Below are 13,785 nucleotides of genomic sequence, written 5' to 3' on the forward strand. Positions count from 1 at the left end.
CCGGGCGGGGGCCCCCGGGGGGGGGGGGGGGGGGGCCCGGGCGGTGGGCGCCCCCCGCCGCCTGGCCGCCCCCCCGGCCCCCCCCCGACACGGCGTCGGCGAGTTTCGTCTTGTTGGGCACGTAGTTCATCGTCCGGGCCAGCTCCGTCTGCCACTTGGCGCCGACGAGGGCGGAGACGACGGCGGTGGCGCCGGCGCGGTCGTCGGTGTTCTTGGGCACCACGAGGTCGGACCCGCCGGTGAAGACCGCGCCGGGCGCCGCGGCCGTCTTGCCGGGGACCGGGAAGAAGCCCAGCTTGCCCTTGAGGTCCGGGTTCGTCCGCTCGATGGCCTGGACGAGTCCGGGCACGGCCACGATCTGCGCGACCCGGCCCTTCGCGAACACCCCCGACTGCGGCGGGTGTTCCTCGTCGGCGTCCACGGGCCCATGGCCGAGCGCCTGAAGGCGCCGGTAGAAGTCCATGCCGCGCAGGGCGGCCGGTGTCCCCAGCGCGCCCTCCCAGTGTCCGGAACTCGACTCCTCGGCGAGCTCGCCGCCCTCGTCCCAGATGAATCCGGAGAGGGTGTACCAGTCCTGACCGGCCAGGTAAATGCCTTGGTTTCCACCGGTGTTGAGCCGCTCGGTGTCCGCGAGCCACTGCTCGCGGGTCTTCGGCGGCTGCTTGATGCCGGCCCCGGCGAACAGGTCCTTGCGGTAGATGACGACGCGGTTGGCGGCGTACCAGGGGATGCCGAACTGGCCGATGTCGATCCGTCCGGGGGCGGCGAGGCCCGGCAGCCAGTCGTTCATGCCCCAGTCGCGCATCGACTCGAGGGTCAGGTCGCTCAGACCGCCCCCGTCGACGTACTGCGCGACCTGGGTGTTGCCGACCTCGATGACATCGGGCACGGCCTCACCCTCCGCCTTCAGGGCCGCCTGGACCTTCTCGCCGATCCCGGTCCACTGCTGGATGCGGATGTCGAGCCGGAGGTCGCCGTGCCGCTCCTCGAAGTCCTCGGTGAACCGCTTGAGGAATTCCTTGGAGGCGCTGTCCTTCATCAGCCACACCGTGACGGTCCGCCGCTGCGCGCCACTGCCCGGCAGTGCGCCGCAGGCGGTGAGCAGGGAGGCCGTGACGCAGACAACGGCGAGGAGGCGACGTTTCACGAGGGGTCCTGTTCTGTCTTGCGGACAGGGGCAAGGGGCCCGACATGGGGGGACGAGCCGGTCACTCGCACGGGTGTCTGGAGTTTGGTATGGACCAATCGGCTCCGTCAAGGGCCCCCGTCACCCGGGCCACCCCCGCCGTCTCGCGGAGCGCCTCGCGGTGGGGCACCGTGGAATGACGCCTGGCACTCGCGCCACGGCGGAGAGGAGCAGCCGCATGTCCGACCACACCTACCGGGTCACCGAGATCGTCGGGACCTCCCATGAAGGCGTCGACCAGGCCATTCGCAATGGGATCACCCGGGCCTCACAGACCCTGCGCAACCTCGACTGGTTCGAGGTCACGCAGGTCAGGGGCCAGATCGAGAACGGGCAGATCGAGCACTACCAGGTCGGCCTGAAGCTCGGCTTCCGGCTGGAGGACGCCGACTGACACGACCCTCTCCCCCGGGTCCCGCACCCGCCGAGAACCCCCTCAGGTCCGCCCCTCCCGCTCCTGCGCGTCCTTCAGTGCCGCCGACGTGGCCGCCCATCGTGCCCGTACGACCGTGAAGCCGGCCCGCTCCGCGTCCTCGCAGACGAGTTCGTCGTCGTCGACGAGGACCCGGATCTCCCGGTCGCGGGCCAATCGGCGAAGGATCTCCAGTTTGGTGCGGCGGGCGGGCCTGCGGTCGTCGTTGCGCCGCATCCAGATGCGCCCCTCGGGCAGACCCTGGGCGGCCAGCCAGTCCACGGTGGCACGCCGACAGCGCTCGGGACGGCCGGTCAGATAGACCACCTCGCACTCCCGCGCGCCGTCCAGCGCCAGCGCGACACCCTCCGCGAGCGGCGGGTCCTCGGGCGCCGCGGCGAAGAACGCGTCCCAGTCACGCGGCTCACGCTCCAGAAACCGCTGTCGGTGCGCGGTGTCCGCGAGCGTGCCGTCCAGGTCGAACACGGCAAGTGGCCTGCTGCTCTGTTCCTTCACGCGAACCAGCCTAGACAGCGGCACCGACAGCACACCGACAGCGGTTCGTGTCACAGGCCCGGCCCCGCGCGAGAACGCGCTCAACTTCCGCCTCGACAGGCCCTGTTCACACCACCCAGCAAGCCCTTACCGTAATGCCTCGCACAGCATGTCGCACAGCATTCGGTATTTCGAACAGGAGAGGGGTGGCGGAGGGACACCACCGCCCCGCTCTTCGGCATGCGGAGGTCCAGGTGAACCCCCCTCCCATCTTGGTGAACCCCCTCTCGCCGGCCCCGTGACCGATCCGAGGAGAGCCGCACATGACCACACCCGACACCGCGCCGCACCCACCGCGGCCGTCCCGCCGGAGCCTGCTCCGCGCACTGGCCGCCCTGCCCGCGGTCGCTCTCGCCCTGGGCGAGCTGCCCGGGCCGCTCGGCACCGCCGCCGCCGCCGCGGCACCCGCCCGCGGCTACGCCACCCGCTACACCATCGTGCCGTTCCTCAACAGCGACGACGGCACCGTCAACGTCTACGAGTCGGACGACGCGACCGACTTCCGGCTGCTGAAGGCGTCCGCGTACACGCCGCCGAGCAACCGGATCCGCGACGCCAGCGTGTTCAAGCACACCGACGGCTACTACTACGTCACCTACACCACGCACACCTGGCAGGACGTCAGCACGACCATCGGCTTCGCCCGCAGCGCCGACCGGGTCAACTGGAGCTTCCTGTACGACTACACGGTCCCGGTCGCGGGTCTGTCGCGGGCCTGGGCGCCCGAATGGTTCGTGGACAGCGACGGCAGCGTCGGCATCATCGTGTCCTGCTCGCTCACCAGCGACGAGTGGATCTTCACGCCCTATCTGCTGAAGGCCACCAACTCGGCACTGACCGCGTGGAGTGCACCGACAGCGCTCACCGGCATCGGCGCGAACCACATCGACACCTTCGTCGTGAAGACCGGATCCACCTACCACGCGTTCACCAAGAACGAGACGACGAAGTACATCGAGTACGCGACCGCCTCCGCCCTCACCGGCCCGTACACGATCCGGCGGACCGGCGACTGGGCCGGCTGGGGCGGCACCCGTGAAGGGCCGGCGCTGATCCAGCTCGACAACGGCGGATGGCGGATCTTCTTCGACGGTTACGGCGACGGCAGTTACTACAGCAGCGACAGCTACGACACGTTCGCCACCTGGAGCGCGCCGAAGAAGCTGCCGGGAATCTCCGGCACCGCACGCCACTTCACCGTGATCAAGGAGACGGTCTCCGGCGGGACCGCCCTGGCCACCGGCGTCACCCGGTCCTTCCGGTCGGGCAACTACACCACCCGCTACTGGCAGGAGCAGTCCGCGCTGCTCAACCTCCCCGTGGTGACCGCCTCCAGCACCGCCGCCGAGAAGCAGGCGTCCACCTTCACCGTCGTGGCGGGCCTCGCCGACCCGAACGGCTGCTCCTTCCGGGACGCGGCCGGCAACTATCTGCGGCACTACGACTTCCGCGGCCGTTTCGACGCGAACGACGGGACGGCGACGTTCGCCAAGGACGCCACGTTCATCGCCCGGACGGGCACGTCGAGCGGTTCCCTGCGCTTCGAGTCGTACAACTACCCGGGCCACTACCTGCGCCACTACAACTACCAGCTGCGCATGGACATCGCCGACGGCACCGCCCTCTTCCGCCAGGACAGCTCCTTCGCCCCCGTCACGGCCTGGGCCTGACCCCCGTACGAGCAACGAGGAGACCGCCATGAACGACCGTCCCCTTCAGCCGTCCCGGCGCGTCGCTCTGGGGGCGATGGCAGGCCTCACCGCCGCCGTCGCCCTCGGCTCCCCGGCCGCCCGCGCCGCGGCCGGAACCGCCTATGTGATGGGCTACTTCACCGAGTCACCGAACTTCGGCGGAGCGGACTACGGCCTGCATCTGGCCGTGAGCACCGACTCCCTCCAGTGGACGCCGCTGAACCAGAACAAGCCCGTCGTGACACCGACGGGCGGCACCGGCGGTCTGCGCGACCCCTTCGTCCTGCGCAAGCAGAACGGCACGTTCGTCGTGATCGCCACCGACCTCAAGGGCACCGACTGGAGTCTGCAGAGCCAGTACATCCACGTCTGGGACTCGGCCGATCTGCGGTCCTTCAGCGGCTACCGCCGGCTGAGACTGCACGACATGGCCACCCACAGCTGGGCGCCCGAGGCGTACTGGGACGCGGGCCGCGGCCAGTACGGGATCATCTACTCCGCCGTCGACTCCAGCGGCCACAACGTCATCATGGTCAACTACACGACCGACTTCGTGACGGCGTCGGCGGCGCAGGTCTTCTTCGACCCCGGCTACGACGTCATCGACGGCGATCTCGCCGTAGGCGTCGGCGGCGTCAACTACCTGTACTTCAAGAAGGACCAGACCCTGGTGGGCGCCAGGTCGTCGTCCCTGAACCCCGGCAGCTTCACCGTGTTCAGCACGCCGGTCGCGCACGGCGGCACCGAGGCCCCGATCCTCGTCAAGTCCCAGTCCACGGGGATCTGGTTCCTCTGGGGAGACACCTACACACCGAACGGCGTGTTCTACGCCTGGCGGTCCGCCGACCTCGCGAGCGGCACCTGGACCCCGGTCGACCAGCGGCTCTACACACAGCCGCTCAACTCCAAGCACGGGAGCATCCAGCCGATCACCACCACGGAGTACGACAACCTCCTCGCGAAGTGGGGCGCTCCCGCCTGGAACCGGCTCAAGTCCTACAACTATCCGGCGCGTTACGTCCGGCACTCCGACTACGTCGGCCGGATCGACGAGTATCCCTTCGACCCGTACGCGGACGCGCAGTGGACGCTGGTGCCCGGACTCGCCGACACGGCGGGCGTCTCGTTCCGCTCGGTCAACTACCCGACGCGCTACTTGCGGCAGAGCAACTACCAGATGACGCTCGCCGTCAACGACGGGACCACGGCCTTCGCGCAGGACGCCACCTTCTACCGGACGGCGGGTCTGGCCGACACGTCGTGGTCGTCCTTCCGCTCCTCCAGCCACCCGGACCGCTACCTCAGGCACGCGGACTACGTGCTGCGCATCGACCCGATCTCCACCTCCACCGACAAGGCCGACGCCACCTTCTCCGTCGGCTTCTGACGCCCCTTCGTCCTCAGGAGACACCCCCATGTCCCCTCTCCGCAGACTTCTCGCCACTGCGGCCGCCGCAGCCGCCGTCCTCGGCGGCCTCACCGCGGCCGCGCCCCCCGCCGCGGCCGCCGACTCGGGCACCTTCAGCGTGCTCACCTACAACGTCGCCGGGCTGCCCGACGGCATCTCCAGCGCGCCGACACCCCGCGGGTCCAGCACCACGACGATCGGCGGGCGCATCGCCCCCTACGACATCGTCCATGTCGAGGAGGACTTCAACTACCACGCGAACCTGTACGCGGCCGACACCGCGCACCCCCACCGCACCCCCACCAGCGGCGGCGCCGGCATCGGCAGCGGCCTCAACACCCTCTCGAAGATCTCCTACGACACCGACGACTTCGAGCGGGTCGGCTGGAACGCCTGCCAGATCGACTCCGGCGACTGTCTCACCCCCAAGGGCTTCACCTTCATGCGGGAACGGCTCGCGGAGGGTGTCTACGTCGACTTCTACAACGTGCACACCAACGCGGGCACCAGCGACGGCGATCTCGCCGCCCGCGCCGACAACCTCGACCAACTGACCGCCTTCATCGGCACGCACTCGGCGGGCAACGCCGTCGTCGTCATGGGCGACACGAACACCCGCTACACCCGCTCCGGCGACACCATCGCGGAGTTCGCCGCGGCCAACGGTCTGACGGACGCCTGGGTCCGGCTCGTCCGCGGCGGCACCCCGCCGGCCAAGGGAAGCGACGCGCTCGTCTGCGATCAGAGCGGCGCCACCGTGCCCGACACCTGTGAGGTCGTCGACAAGATCCTCTACCGCGGCAGCAAGCTCGTCACGCTCGACGCCACCGGCTACGGCAACGAGCACGCGCGCTTCCTGACCACCGACGGCCTGATGCTCTCCGACCACGACCCGATCACCGCCGCGTTCAGCTGGTCACGGAACCCGGACTTCCAGCTCAGCGACCAGTTCGGCGGGCCGCACGGCGACCACTTCAACGACATCGCCAAAGTGCCGGCCGGCGCCCGCGCGACCACCGTCTCACTGAGCAGCGGCGCGCGGGTCGACCGGATGGGGCTGACCCTGAGCGATGGCACGACGCTCGCGCACGGCGGCACGGGCGGCACCGCCGCCTCGCTGACCCTGGGCAGCGGTGAGTACATCACCTCCGTCCAGCTGTGCCAGGGCGTGAAGGACAGTCACACCCGGATCTTCTACGCGAAGTTCACCACGAACCTCGGCCGCGGCCTGGCCGGCGGCACGACGACGTCGGACTGCGTGACCCGCACCGCGCCCACCGGCGGGCAGATCGCCGGCTTCCACGGCCGCTCGGGCACCGAGGTCGACAAGATCGGCGTCATCTACACCCGGCGCTGACCGGACGCCTCCGAACCCGTCCCCGCTGATCGCCGGACCCGGCGGGGACGGGTCTTCCACCCAACTCGCGCACTGGCAAAGCGACTTGACGGAACGCCACGGGCACGGCACGCGGTCACCCCGCGCGCGGGCCGCGACGGACCTGAACCGACAGACCGACCGCCGGCCCGACCGTCAGATGACGTCGGACAGCCAGGGTCTGACCTTTCTGCGCGCCTCGTACAGACGGGACTTGAGCGTGCCGAGCGGCACACCGACGCGCTCGGCGGCCTCCGCGTACTCCAGCTGACAGATGTCGCGGTAGACCAACGGGGCGACTAGATGCGGATGTTCGCGCTCCAGTCGTTCCAGCGCCTCCAGGAGGTCGATCCGGGAACCCGCGATGACACTCGTGGTGCGCGGATCGGCGTACCGGCCGGCGTCGATCTCCTCGGGCCGCTCGGCCGCGCGGCGCTTCAACTCGCGGTACTTCTGCCGGGCGCAGTTGGCGACCACCGTGTGGAGCCAGGTGCTGAAGCGGCTGCGGCCCTCGAACGTGGTGATCCTCCGGGCCACTTGGAGCAGGACGTCCTGGGCCGCCTCCTCGGCGTCCTCGCGGCAGGGCAGAAAGCGTCCGCACCGCCGCACGGCCTCGGGCCGGATCCGCTGGAGCAGCACGTCGAGTGCCGCCCCGTCACCGGCCGCCGCCCGCAGGGCCAACTCCTCGGTCTCGGCCTGTTCCTGCACCGGGCGCTCCCCTCGGTGTCGATCGGAGGCCAGGCATGATAGTCGCATGCACTCCGTGGAGCGGATCGGCCGCTACCGTCTGGAGCGGCGCCTGGGCGCCGGTGGTTTCGGCGTGGTCTGGCTCGCCCACGACGACGTCCTCGACGCGAGCGTCGCGGTCAAGGTGCTCTCCGAGAACTGGATCGACCGCCTGGACATCCGGGAGCGGTTCCTCTCCGAGGCCCGGCTGCTGCGCAAGGCCGATTCGAACCGGGTCGTGCAGGTCTACGACATCGGCGAACTCCCCGATGGCAGGCCCTACTTCGTCATGGAGTACGCCGACGGCGGCACCCTCGCCGACCGGATCGAGGCCGGACCGCTGCCCGTCGCCGAGGCGCTGCGTCTGACGGCCCTGGCGGCCCGAGGCGCGGCCGCGCTGCACGAGGCCGGGATCGTGCACCGCGACATCAAGCCGTCCAACGTGCTGCTGCGCACCTCGCCCGGCGGAGCCGACCGGGTGCTGCTGGCCGACCTCGGACTGGCCAAGAGCCTGGCCCAGGCCTCCGGACTCACCATGGCGGCCGGTACGGCCGGCTACACCCCGCCCGAGCAGGCCCGGCCCGGCTCCGGGATCGACGCGCGGGCCGACGTGTACAGCCTGGGCGCCCTCGGCCACCACCTCGTCACCGGCTCGGTGCCGGGCCCGCCGGGCAAGGTCGAACGGGCCGACCGGCTCCGTACGGGCCTCGGCCCCGACGTCCGGCGGGCGCTGCTGCGCGCCATGGAACCCGACCGGGAGCGGCGCTGGCCGACCGCGGCCGCCTTCGCCGCGGAGCTCGACCGGCTCGTCGAGGAGGCCTCGGACGGGGGCGTGCCCCGGTCCCCGCGTCGTCGGCGCACCGCGCTGACGGTACTGACCGGCGTCCTCCTGGCCTGCGCGGTCGGCGCCACCGCGCTGCTGGTGACCCGGGACCCCGCCGCGAAGACCCTCCGGGTCGAGGACGGCACGGGCCGGGTCACGGTGGAGGTGCCGGCCTCCTGGGGCGGGCAGCTGCGCGACTCCGGATGGAATCCAGGGACGCTGGGCCTCGATGACGGCGCGGAACCCGGTCTCGCCGTCGCCGACCACCTGGCGCGCTGGCAGGACCTCGGCTCCGGCGTCGACGGAGCCTTCGTCGGACTCAGTGAGCACGGCGATGTGACGGGCGGGGTCCGCGCGATCACGCACGCCGGATGCCACTACGCCGGCAGCCGCGCCTACTCCGGTGCGCGCTGGCGCGGGCTGATACGGACCTGGGACGCCTGCCCGGGCGGGAACGGGTCCCTGACCGAAGCGGCGCTCACCCCGGCGGGCGGCGCCGGACAGCCTCAGGTCTACATCCAGATCCGCCAGGAGAGCGGCCACGACGACACGGCCGACGACGTCATCGGCTCCGTACGCGTCAAGGCCTGATCCTGGGCGGGCGCACCCGCCGGAATTCGTCGTCCGGTCCGGCGAACTTTTCGGTCCCGGGGCGCATCGGAGAGTGGTGACGGGGCACAACGCGCCGTGCGCACGGGCGAGGAGCCCGTGCGGAGCGACCCAAGGAGTGGTGACATGTCGACCTTCCGGCGCTCGGTGGCGGACACGGACCGGCCCGACGAGGTGTCCGCGCATCGCGCCCCACCCGCCGGGCACCGCGGTTCACCCGCCGCCCGGCGGGCCGCGCTGCTCGCGGGTGCCGCGCTGCTGAGCCTGCTCACCGCCTGCGGCGACGGCACCCCGAACCGCTCGCCGCAGAACCTTCCCGGCACGGCCGAACCGGCTTCCGGGGACACGAGCGCGAGTGCCCGTTCCGCCGGACCGTCCGGCCCGGCGGAGAGCGCTCCGTCGAGGGAGACGGGAAAGGGAACGGGAACGGGGGCGGCCTCGGAATCCGCCTCGGCCCCGGCCTCCGCGGGGAACGCCGCGGCAAGCCGCCGCTGCCACACCTCGGAGCTCCGCGCCTCGGTCGGCGGCAACGACCCGGGAGCGGGGCAGGAGAACTTCCCCATCGTCCTGACCAACCGCTCCGGGCGTACCTGCACCGTGCGGGGCTACCCCGGCGCGGCGTTCGTCGACGCGTCCGGCAAACAGCTCGGCCCCGACCCGCGGCGGTCCTCGGGCACGCCGACGACGGTCGAGCTGACACCCGGGCGGAGCGCGTGGTCGGGCCTGACCTTCTCCAACCCGGCGATCAGCGGGGCCCGTACGGCCACGCCCGCCTCCCTGATCGTCACGCCGCCCGACGAGAGGGACTCCCTCACGGTGAGGTGGACGCAGGGCAAGGTGCCCGTGTCCGGCAACTCCTCGTCGGTCTCCCTGACGGTCGTCCGCGCCGGAAGCGGCACCTGACGTCCGGCCCGCGAGGCCGCCCCAGCCACCTCGCCGGCTTCCGGAGTGCCTACGAGGGAGACCGGGCCCGTCGTTCATCGGCACCGGGCGCGTCCCCGGACACCACGACGGCCTGACGGGCGAAGGCACGGGACCGCCGGGCGCACCTGGTCACCTGGTCACCTGGTCACCTGGTCACCTGCGGCCTCCGCCGCCGACCGTGCCGACACCGGAGCCCGTGCCGTAGCCGCCGTCCCGGTCCGAGCCGTCACCGCCGTCCCAGTGACAGGAGTCGTAGGAGGAGGAGCAGGAGTCGTCCCGCGGGGCGGCGGACGACGTGGCCTGCTCCGGAGTCGACGGTGTCACGGCGGGCGTCCGGGGCGCGGCGGGTGCCGGTGCCGTCGAGGACGTGGGCTCCGGGGTGGTGGAGGCCGTCCCGCCACCGTGCGAGGAGTCCCAGTTGACGACTTCCAGCTGGAGCGAGGGCGACGGGGTCTCGAGCCTCCAGCGCTGGACCGGCTCGTCCTTGCGGAGTTTGAGCACGAGCGCCGACTCGCCCTTAGCCGCCGCGGGGGCGAGGGCCAGGTCCTGGTTCCGGCGCGGCACCAGCATGCCCCGGAGGGTGAAGTCGTAGCGGACGTTCTTGGCGCCGGGCCGCGACGTGCCGGGACAGGGGGCGAGCTGGACGGAGTAGCCCAGGTGCGAGTCGAGACACAGGTCGGGGTGGGCGGCGTCGCGCAGCAGCCCGTCCTCCGTGTACGACCATTCCATCGCCGACTCCGAGGTGCACGAGGTGAGCCGGGTCTCCGCGCCCTTCGCGGGCTTCTGCCCGGCGACGCCCACGCACAGCCCGGTCGCGGCGTTGCGCAGCCGGCCGCGCACGGTGCCGTCCGCCTGCTTGTCGGACCCGGCCCAGGACGGGTTCGTACCCGGACTCGGCTTTCCCGAGGTGGCGTTGGCGTCGGCCGTCCCGCTCCCGCTGTCGGAGCCCTGATCGGCCGCCCACAGGACCAGCGGGACCAGGATCAGTGCGCCGACGGTCAGCACCGCGAGGGCGACGTTGCGACGGTGCGGGGCGGCGCGCCGGGGTGCCTTGTGCGGCGCGGCCCTGCGGGACGAGCGCCTGCCCGCGCCGGACAGCGGCGCGGCTCGGCGGGAGGGGCGGGGGCCTCCGTCGGGCGTGGGCGCGCCCCGGCGGGCCGGGGCGGCCGGGTGCTGCGCGGTCGCGTCGTGGGCCGGGGTCGGGGTGTCGGTGGTGGTGGGCGGAGCGTTCGGCGGTGTGCGCGGGGGAAGGCCGGGTGGGCGTACGGCGTCGGTCTCGGGCCGGTACTCGACGATCGGGTCGTGCTCGGCGGTCCGCCCGCTCCCGGCGGCGGCCGCTCCCCCCGCGAGATCCGCGCCCTCGGCACCCCGGCCGGTCCCCGGGGCTTCCGCCGCCTCCGCGCGTGCCGTGGCCCGCGCCTGGCGTGCACCCACATAGGCGGGCGCACCCCAGCCGAGGACGGCCTCGGCGAGCGGGACGGCGAGGACGCCGTTGAACTGGTTCAACTGGTCGGCGGCGTCACGGCAGTGGCCGCATCGGGACATGTGGCGCCGCAGGTCCGGGTCGAGATCGACGCCGCCGCGCCGGAAGGAGACGTCGAGCATCCGGTGGTAGCGGCGGCACTCCTCGCTCGGGGCGAGTTCACGGTGGATCTCCAGGCACCCCTCGCGCAGGCGCTCCCTGGACCGCTCCAGTTCGACGACCGCTTCGTCCGGGGAGAGTCCCAACAGAGCTGCGGGGAGCTCCAGTTGCTCGGCCTCGATCTCCCCGTGCCACAGCAGGCAGCGGGCCGGTTCGGGCAGCCGCTGGAAGGCGCGGGACAGCAGGCGCCTGCCCTCCGGCGGCAGCAGCCGCGCGGCCGCCCGGTCCTCGCGGTCCGCGTCGGCGAGGAGTTCGGGGTCGAGCAGTTCGCGCCGCTGGTCCATGAGCCACTCGGCGGCTATGCGGCGGACGGTGACGAGCAGTTGGGGCCGCCACGCGGCGCTCGGCCCGCCCTGATGCAGCGAATCCCCGAACAGGCGCGTGAATGAGGCGGTGGTCAGCATTCCCGCGGGACGTACGCCGTCGGTGCACAGCCGCGCGTAAGAGAACACCGCTTCCCAGTGGCGGTCCAGGAGTTCCCCGACGGGATAGTTCGCGGGTGTGCCTCCCGGGTTCTTCCTCAGCTCGGCGGCGAGCCGCTCATCCGAGACCTCGAACATGCGGCCGGGGTCCGATGAATGAGACAGCGTTCCGTCATTCACGTCCGCTTTCCTCCCAAAGGTAGCGTGGCAATTAGTCCATACCAATGGGTTTGTAGACCGCCCGACCTGGCCGGGAGGTCTACCCATGGGGGGTCACGCCGCGAACGACCACCTCTGGCGGCCCGTCGGGGCGAGGAGGGAACGGGCGCGCCGTACGCGCGCAGAACGAAGCCACTATTGTCTGCACGCAGACAACGCCCACCTTTGCACAGGGCGGTGATCCGGAACAAGCGATCCCGGATTTTCTCCGAATACGGCGCGGCCCCGGATATTGACCAAATGTCAGTCAAGCTCGCGCCAATAGGAATTCGGAAACCCCATGGCCCTGCCATCCGTCCCGAACTCTCCACAATGGGAGCGCTCTCACGCGCTCATCCGAGCGCCATTCCGCACGATATTCAGGTCGTTCACGCGTCCCTCTCCACCGTCCGTGCCGCGCGCCACGAAGCCGATATCGGCGCGCCGGCCGTCGCGGCCCGACGGGCGTGACGACGGCCGGCGCGGTGCCGGCGGGCGTGACGACGGCCGGCGCGGTGCCGGCGGGCGGGGCGTCAGTGACCGCTGATCGCCCGGGGCGTGTACGGCTGTTCCAGCTCCTCGGTCTCCTTGTCCGTGAGCACCACGTCGAGCGCGGCGACCGCGTCGTCGATGTGCGGCGCTTTGGTGGCTCCGACGATGGGTGCGGTCACGGTGCTCTGCCGCAGCAGCCAGGCGAGCGCGATCCTGGCGCGCGGCACCTCGCGCTCGGCGGCGATGCGCGCGACCGCGTCGACGATCTCGCGGTCGCCGTCCTGGTACAGGTTGCGGCCGAACTCGTCGTTGCGGCTGCGTGCGGTGGCCGTGTCCCAGTCGCGGGTGAGCCGACCGCGGGCCAGCGGGCTCCACGGCAGGACGCCGACACCCTGGTCGGCGCAGAGCGGCAGCATCTCGCGCTCCTCCTCGCGGTAGAGGAGGTTGTAGTGGTTCTGCATGGAGACGAACCTGGTCCAGCCGTGCAGCGTGGCCGTGTACTGGGCCTTGGAGAACTCCCAGGCGTACATCGAACTCGCCCCGATGTAGCGGGCCTTGCCCGCCTTGACCACGTCATGCAGGGCCTCCATCGTCTCCTCGACGGGGGTGGCGGGGTCGAAGCGGTGGATCTGGTAGAGGTCGACGTAGTCGGTGCCGAGACGGCGCAGGCTGTGGTCGATCTCGGTCATGATCGCCTTGCGGGACAGGCCACGGCCGTTGGGGCCCTCGTGCATCGCGCCGTGGACCTTGCTGGCGATGACGATCTCGTCGCGGCGCGCGGACTCGGCGAGCACCCGGCCGACGATCTCCTCGCTGGTGCCGTCGGAGTACACGTTCGCGGTGTCGAAGAAGGTGATCCCGGCCTCCAGTGCCTGGCGGATCAACGGTCGCGAGGCCTCCTCGTCGAGGGTCCATTCGTGGACACCTCGGTCGGGCAGGCCGAAACTCATGCAGCCCAGGCAGATCCGGGAGACGTCCAGACCCGTCGAACCGAGCTTCACGTACTCCATGCTCACTCCTGCTCTCGTGCCGGTGGGGGGGAGATCCGAGGACAGGACTCTGCCCGCCACGAGGACCTCGCAGCCCTACTCCACGGGGGCTTCCACGTCGTCGTACACCCGCGCCGACGCGATCAGGCCATCGCCTCCCCGGGCACAGACGGTGAGCCCCGGCTGCGGCGGCAGCTCGGTGTCGCCCCAGCGGTCGCAGATGTACTCGAACGCGCTGCGGGTGCCGTCCTCGGTCACGGTGCACAGCTTGAGCGGGATCCCGCCGCCCGCGGAGAAGTAGGACGCGTAGAGCTCGGTCAGCTCCTTGGTCCC

12 protein-coding genes are annotated in these 13,785 nt (G+C 71.4%); 6 read left to right on the plus strand and 6 right to left on the minus strand.

All coding sequences use genetic code 11. The features are described from left to right. A partial coding sequence (locus ACFWBT_RS35935; RefSeq protein ID WP_385707155.1) for an extracellular solute-binding protein occupies positions 1–1,147 on the minus strand: 1,147 nt, incomplete at its 3' end. A gap of 217 nt (positions 1,148–1,364) precedes the next feature. On the opposite strand from ACFWBT_RS35935, the gene ACFWBT_RS35940 reads away from it, so the two are divergent. Then, the gene (locus ACFWBT_RS35940) at positions 1,365–1,580 is read left to right on the plus strand and encodes a dodecin (RefSeq protein WP_266764246.1); all 216 of its coding nucleotides are present in this window, start codon (positions 1,365–1,367) and stop codon (positions 1,578–1,580) included. A 42-nt stretch (positions 1,581–1,622) separates the two neighbouring features. Here the strand turns inward: ACFWBT_RS35940 and ACFWBT_RS35945 are convergent, their stop codons facing one another. After that, a complete protein-coding gene (locus tag ACFWBT_RS35945; RefSeq protein ID WP_385707156.1) occupies positions 1,623–2,114 on the minus strand; it encodes a hypothetical protein in 492 nt (163 codons plus the stop codon). A 302-nt stretch (positions 2,115–2,416) separates the two neighbouring features. Here ACFWBT_RS35945 and ACFWBT_RS35950 point away from each other — a divergent pair, with 302 nt between their 5' ends. From ACFWBT_RS35950 to ACFWBT_RS35960, 3 genes are read left to right on the plus strand one after another with little or no spacing between them, the layout of a single operon-like run. Continuing rightward, a complete protein-coding gene (locus ACFWBT_RS35950; protein ID WP_385707157.1) occupies positions 2,417–3,823 on the plus strand; it encodes a glycoside hydrolase family 43 protein in 1,407 nt (468 codons plus the stop codon). Between the two features lie 28 nt (positions 3,824–3,851). Then, positions 3,852–5,231, plus strand: coding sequence for a glycoside hydrolase family 43 protein (locus ACFWBT_RS35955; protein WP_385707158.1), 1,380 nt, complete (start codon positions 3,852–3,854; stop codon positions 5,229–5,231). 28 nt (positions 5,232–5,259) lie between these two features. Next, positions 5,260–6,609, plus strand: coding sequence for a jacalin-like lectin (locus ACFWBT_RS35960; RefSeq protein WP_385707159.1), 1,350 nt, complete (start codon positions 5,260–5,262; stop codon positions 6,607–6,609). Between the two features lie 174 nt (positions 6,610–6,783). Here the strand turns inward: ACFWBT_RS35960 and ACFWBT_RS35965 are convergent, their stop codons facing one another. Then, positions 6,784–7,335 carry an RNA polymerase sigma factor gene (locus ACFWBT_RS35965; RefSeq protein ID WP_385707160.1) on the minus strand — a complete coding sequence of 184 codons (552 nt, stop codon included), beginning with the start codon at positions 7,333–7,335 and terminating at the stop codon, positions 6,784–6,786. Positions 7,336–7,381: 46 nt separating this feature from the next. Here ACFWBT_RS35965 and ACFWBT_RS35970 point away from each other — a divergent pair, with 46 nt between their 5' ends. Together ACFWBT_RS35970 and ACFWBT_RS35975 are read left to right on the plus strand one after the other, a co-directional pair. Beyond that, entirely contained in the window at positions 7,382–8,767 is a 1,386-nt protein-coding gene (locus tag ACFWBT_RS35970; protein WP_385707161.1) for a serine/threonine-protein kinase, read from the plus strand. Between the two features lie 144 nt (positions 8,768–8,911). Next, a complete protein-coding gene (locus tag ACFWBT_RS35975; protein WP_385707162.1) occupies positions 8,912–9,688 on the plus strand; it encodes a DUF4232 domain-containing protein in 777 nt (258 codons plus the stop codon). Positions 9,689–9,862: 174 nt separating this feature from the next. Here the strand turns inward: ACFWBT_RS35975 and ACFWBT_RS35980 are convergent, their stop codons facing one another. The 3 genes from ACFWBT_RS35980 to ACFWBT_RS35990 form a co-directional block, all read right to left on the minus strand. After that, positions 9,863–11,911: a ricin-type beta-trefoil lectin domain protein gene (locus ACFWBT_RS35980; protein ID WP_385707163.1), complete on the minus strand. Its 2,049-nt coding sequence runs from the start codon at positions 11,909–11,911 to the stop codon at positions 9,863–9,865. A gap of 593 nt (positions 11,912–12,504) precedes the next feature. After that, a complete protein-coding gene (locus ACFWBT_RS35985) occupies positions 12,505–13,473 on the minus strand; it encodes an aldo/keto reductase (protein ID WP_385707164.1) in 969 nt (322 codons plus the stop codon). A gap of 75 nt (positions 13,474–13,548) precedes the next feature. After that, a partial coding sequence (locus ACFWBT_RS35990; protein ID WP_385707165.1) for a hypothetical protein occupies positions 13,549–13,785 on the minus strand: 237 nt, incomplete at its 5' end.

The organism is Streptomyces sp. NPDC060027 (genome assembly GCF_042737005.1).
GTDB lineage: Bacteria > Actinomycetota > Actinomycetes > Streptomycetales > Streptomycetaceae > Streptomyces.